A 5,033-nucleotide genomic window follows, 5' to 3' on the forward strand; every position below is an offset into this window, starting at 1 on the left:
ATCCGGCTGATCACCGATCCCTCCACCTGGGGAATTTCCGTCCGCCCGAAATGGGGAAAATTAGGTCGCCGTTGACAGCCGACGCCCCGGCTGTTGCTCTGGCCGGTACGGTCGCCGGTGATGCGATGGCCGATCCTGTTGAAGCGACCCAGTTTTTTGATGTCGATGTGGATCATCTCGCCCGGCGCATCACGTTCGTAGCGGCGCACCGGCTCGGCTGGTTCCAGAGACTTCAGCCGGTTCATGCCCAGACGGCCGAGGATGCGGAAGACGGTGGCCTTGGACCGGCCCACGATGGCGGCGATCTCGCTTCCCGTCCGACGCTGGCGCCGCAAAACCGCGATTTGCTCGGCAAGGGCAGCGGGCGTTTGTGCCGGGGAACGATGCGGACGCGATGAGCGGTCCTGAAGTCCGGCAACACCTTCCGCCAGAAACCGCGCAACCCACTTGCGCACCGTGCGAACGCAAAGGCCCATGTCGGTGGCCACCGACATGGGCCTTTGCCCCTCATCGAGAACTCGCCGCACCAGAATCTCTCGACCAGTCGGTGTCAGAACGGCATTCTTGTGGATGCCCATTCGGTCTCTCCCTCGTTAGCCAAAGTGTCGCAACTTCAGCTTCCTCGGTTCAGATCGAGTGGGCAACCTCCTGAGACTTCACAGCTAGGGGAGACATGGCATTGGCGATGCGAGCGGCCTCTACCCGGTCAAGACCAAGGTTTTCCATGACTGGCTGCCATTCGGACGGGCCGCCGAATGCCGCCAGCAGAAAGTAGTCACGCTCGAGTGTGCGGAGATCCTCCCAGCCTCGTCGGCTGCTTGAGTGTATGGGCGGAATGTAATCGGCGCACATGGGGCAATCTTTCCACTGTCTGTCCCGCTCCCCTTTCGTGCCGCGGAAGGTTGTGACCTATCCCCAGCACTGCTGGTTTCGATTGAAGGGAGCCGAGTATCGACGACGACATTAACTGAGCACGACCGCTCCATCGACCCAAAGGAGCCTTTCGGCGTGACAGCACTCCACACGGGCCGCGCCGTCAACGCCGGGTAATCCGCAGTCATCTGCGAACAGATTGCGGCAATTTTTAAGCAAGCAAAGCGGCTTGTGTCCTAGATCGAACGGACAAAGCTTTTAGTATGCTCGTTACATGAAGCTTCACAGTGCCCTCCGCCAGCCCAAGATCAGTGGCTATTTCCCGGTTCGACTTTCCAGTCTTTAAGTGGCTGATAATCTCACGCTGCCTCGGAGTGAGGTGAGTAATATTCGGCGCCTCGACTGTGGCGGTAACCAGCTGATTAGCGGGAGCGGCAAACTCCGCAGGAAGGTAAATGCCGCCAGCCACAACCAAGTTTAGCGCCGCCAGAAAAACTTGGCTAGATGATGCTTTTGTGATGAAGCCCGACGCTCCGAGGTCGATCGCAAGATTGACGGCGGACCTGTCGGCGACGTCAGAAACGATCACGATGTGCGCTGGCGACGGAAGCAGATGACGCAACTTCCCCAGACATTCAGGCCAAGGCCCACCGGACATTGTCAGATCGAGCAGAGCCAAGTCGATGCCCGATTCACGTTCTCCCGCCTCAATGACTTCTGCGAAACTGCTCGCTTCCACAATGTGCGAAGCTTCCGCGTACAGGGTGAGGATGTGACGCAGACCTTCGCGAAATAACTGGTGATCATCGGCAATAAGGATCTTCATCGGAACTGCCAGGCCCACTTTTCACGCCATTGGCCATATGAGAGTTACGTCCAAAGTATGCTTCAATTCCGTCCGGAATGCACCTGATAATGCAGATCCCCTTGATATTCGGGCACACATTGTCAACACGCAGTTCCATCAATTGGCGTATCAACGGGTCTGGACGAGAGCCTCATCGATCTTGGTGAAGCCGCTGCCGACTCCCAGTTGAGACACATGGACGGTTACCGAACCATAACCATCGATCTTCGCCAGCCGCACCATGGTTCCCGACTTCGGGACGTCGATGATGCTGTCCACCGACCAAACCGTCCGGCTCCGACCGTCACTCTGATAAAGATCGCCGAGGGCAACAGCTTTCATGACCCACTCCCCTTGGGAGCGTTTCATTGCACACTGATGACGGCCTGATCAAGTGACAGATTGAAACCAAGATAGGCCCAACCTGGGGGCATAGCGATCACTTGCTGCGCGGCTGCCAACGGGCTCAACGCGTGTCTTGTCTGCCGCTATCAATTGCTTGACGGATCTTGGAGATAGAGCACAATTCCTTCAGGGGAGCAGTTTCGCCAATTCGGCCCCCCCGCGAGGCCGACCGGGCCGCCTTCGACAGCCACCCGGTCGGCCATCTGCATTTTGGGAACACTCATGCGTCACTTTGGTCTATCTGCGCCTCCGCCAATTCGCCGCCGCTCCAAGCCATGGTTTGCGTGGCTGGCTGTGGTGGCAGCTATTGCGGGGGTGGTAGCAGTCTGGGTCCGATAGTGGCGCAACGGGGCCATAGCGTACCTGCGCCTTGAGCGGCGGTTGGCGGGGGTGGAGCAGTCTGTACCTTTTTGGTTCGCCATCCAGGGCGCGGCCCCGCAGGTGCCGCCAGCAGGATAAGGACCGCCTCCCACCGCAATCTCTATCCGCCACGGCGAGGCCACTCTCCGGCAGAAAAATGTGTAGAGATTTTCGGACTTCGGATAGAATGTTTCCCTCCGGTGAAAGCCATTTGGATCAAACCGGGTGAAGCATGTTATCCGTCTCGATGACGTTCAAGGCTTTGGCCAGCGACAGGCCCTGGTAGAAGCAGTGCCACTCTCCGGTATGCCGGTGCCACATGACATCGAAGCGATCCCGTCCCATCCAGTCCAGCCGGGTGAATGGGGCGTCGGAATTCTTCACCCAGGTCGAATGCCGGATCATGTTATGTGGTTTTCAGACCAACTCGGCTTCCGCGTATCCTGAGATGCGAATAAAAACGTCACTACAAAAGGTCATTCGCCCCTGAAGGTCCGTCTTGCTGACGATGATCTCATTGTCACGGAAGTTGTGCCCACTTCCGCTAATGCAGATGGCCATGCTGATAGCCTCCCTTGACAGGCCTTCGGCTATGAGCCTTTGTTGCATTGGTCATATCACCTGCGGATGGTTTGGCACAATCAGCTCGCTGAGCGGCACCAGAACTACCTGGGGCCAAAAGCCACTTTAGGGAGGCGAAAATGGAAGCCAGTGATGGCGCTCGAGGTGCAATCCCTGAATGGACCCCCGACATGTCCGTGGGCAATGACACGCTGGACTCCGACCATAAGGCATTTTTTGACATTGCTCGACTGCTTTACGATTCGCTCGCCGATAAGCGGGAACAGGGCTTGATCATCGCCAGCACTCTCTTGATCCTGGAAGAGTATGTAGATGGGCATTTCCTTCGCGAGGAAAAGGCGCTGAAGGCGGTCGGATATACGCAACTCTCTGAACATCACCATAAACACCGTAAGTTTCAAGCCAGGGTGAGGGCGATTTCCGAAACCTATCAAAGTGGGACCAAGTCAGCGGCGGACGACCTTCCCGACCTCGTTATCAAATGGCTCACTCACCACATTCTCAATGAGGACATGCAGTATAAGCGGTGGATAAGAGATTCCGCCGTGGATCCTCGCCCTCTCGCCTTCCTGGCAGCGGAAGCCGCAGGATAGTGCTCACCAAACAGTGAGCCTGTCAGGCACGACAAATCGTAGATTCTGGCCGATGGGCGGAAATCTGCTGAATAGCGGCACTTGATAAAATCGGGCAGTGCGAACGAGGTGTGCCCAGAACTTCCATTCCATGAGCGCCGAGACATTCCCCCCGAACGAGGTCTTGCGCATTATGACGCGAGCCCGCTTCACACAACATCAACGCCTTGGCCTTCGTGGCCACCCCGGCCGGTTGGTAACGCGTTACCGGCAGCTGCAGATGAAAGTAACGTCGTTGCCATTTGCGGGAAGCCCAGGTGGCATTCTTGGCCCTGGCGCTACACAGCCCCCCTCCGTTCCTCGGCGCCACCGGAGTGGTGCGCACTGCGTTCAAGGTTAAAGCCAGATCATGCCTCGTATGGTCAGATCACTTTTGACGCGATCCTGGCCACGTGCAGAGTTTTTCGGCACATCACCACAGACAGCCTCATGGCGTTCCGTCTTCCATGGCCTGACGGTCGATTGCGCACTTCATTTATTGTGTGGCGGATGGACGCAACCAATGCATTCCGCAATGGCTTCAATGGCTCTCTCGAGAGAACCGCCATCAAAAGCAATTCCGTCACTTGTTCAAGCTTGTCTGGCGTCTCTATATGTGGCAAATGCCTAACTGTATCTATAAAGCATTGATCAAGTGCGCTTTTATTTTGTTCTGAATTCGAATTCATGGTAAATTTGTTCACAGTATTTGTTTATTTGATGTGGCCGCGTTTGGCGCGTATTTCTGGTTAATCCTTGAAAATCTGTTCCTCATGGATCCGCCGCAATGCCTCCTCAATATGATCGGCAACGGCGGGATTCTCGGCCAATTGCATCAGAGATTTGCCCCCAAACCTCTCCTGCGGCTCCGTCAACCAGATGCAGGCCTTATCCTCATCGCCGAAAACATGGTTTGCCAAAAGGGTTAAACGATGGGCTCGGCCGACACTGATCCCGGTCAGCACAGGTTGCGGCGGTTCGGGCGTGACTGTCTCAACGATGCCCCGTGGGTCATCTCCGACGAGAATCTGGCGGATCTTGGCGACGATCTCCGCCAGTTTCGCCTCTCGATCAGGTTCGCTATCCACCGTGATCATCATCGTCCAATAGGCTCCAAGCGCGTCTCAAAACCCTTGTTCGTCCAGACTTTCGCATTATCTACTGGGCCGGCCATCAACTGACAAGGTGCTAAGCGTGGACGAAATTGATACCGCCAACGAACGGGCGGAATTGATGGCCAATTTGGCCATCAAGGTTGCTCTCAGCCGCCAGCCCAAGTGACCTTCCCCCTTAAATCCGGTCCACGCGGAGAGTGAGTTCCCGTAACCTGAAGGAAACAGGGGAACTCAGATGAA

The 5,033-nt window shown here is 56.4% G+C and carries 6 protein-coding genes; 1 reads left to right on the forward strand and 5 read right to left on the reverse strand.

The genetic code is table 11. From position 1 onward, the window contains the following. The 4 genes from A6A04_RS17375 to A6A04_RS17395 all read right to left on the reverse strand — a co-directional run. Window positions 1-578, reverse strand: a 578-nt coding sequence (locus tag A6A04_RS17375) for a leucine zipper domain-containing protein (RefSeq protein WP_156612670.1), incomplete at its 3' end; no start/stop codon positions are given. 506 nt (window positions 579-1,084) lie between these two features. Beyond that, window positions 1,085-1,699 carry a LuxR C-terminal-related transcriptional regulator gene (locus tag A6A04_RS17385; protein WP_068495171.1) on the reverse strand — a complete coding sequence of 205 codons (615 nt, stop codon included), beginning with the start codon at window positions 1,697-1,699 and terminating at the stop codon, window positions 1,085-1,087. 150 nt (window positions 1,700-1,849) lie between these two features. Then, the gene (locus tag A6A04_RS17390) at window positions 1,850-2,062 is read right to left on the reverse strand and encodes a hypothetical protein (protein ID WP_236686432.1); all 213 of its coding nucleotides are present in this window, start codon (window positions 2,060-2,062) and stop codon (window positions 1,850-1,852) included. Between the two features lie 639 nt (window positions 2,063-2,701). Beyond that, window positions 2,702-2,890 carry a DUF3024 domain-containing protein gene (locus A6A04_RS17395; protein WP_009867415.1) on the reverse strand — a complete coding sequence of 63 codons (189 nt, stop codon included), beginning with the start codon at window positions 2,888-2,890 and terminating at the stop codon, window positions 2,702-2,704. A gap of 296 nt (window positions 2,891-3,186) precedes the next feature. Between A6A04_RS17395 and A6A04_RS17405 the strand changes: the two genes are divergently transcribed. After that, the gene (locus A6A04_RS17405) at window positions 3,187-3,660 is read left to right on the forward strand and encodes a bacteriohemerythrin (protein ID WP_041043060.1); all 474 of its coding nucleotides are present in this window, start codon (window positions 3,187-3,189) and stop codon (window positions 3,658-3,660) included. A 767-nt stretch (window positions 3,661-4,427) separates the two neighbouring features. On the opposite strand, the gene A6A04_RS17410 is transcribed toward A6A04_RS17405, so the two are convergent. Next, window positions 4,428-4,778 carry an MbcA/ParS/Xre antitoxin family protein gene (locus tag A6A04_RS17410; protein ID WP_041043062.1) on the reverse strand — a complete coding sequence of 117 codons (351 nt, stop codon included), beginning with the start codon at window positions 4,776-4,778 and terminating at the stop codon, window positions 4,428-4,430. Between the last annotated feature and the right edge of the window lie 255 nt (window positions 4,779-5,033).

The sequence above is a fragment of the Paramagnetospirillum marisnigri genome (genome assembly GCF_001650715.1).
Classification (GTDB): Bacteria; Pseudomonadota; Alphaproteobacteria; order Rhodospirillales; family Magnetospirillaceae; genus Phaeospirillum; species Phaeospirillum marisnigri.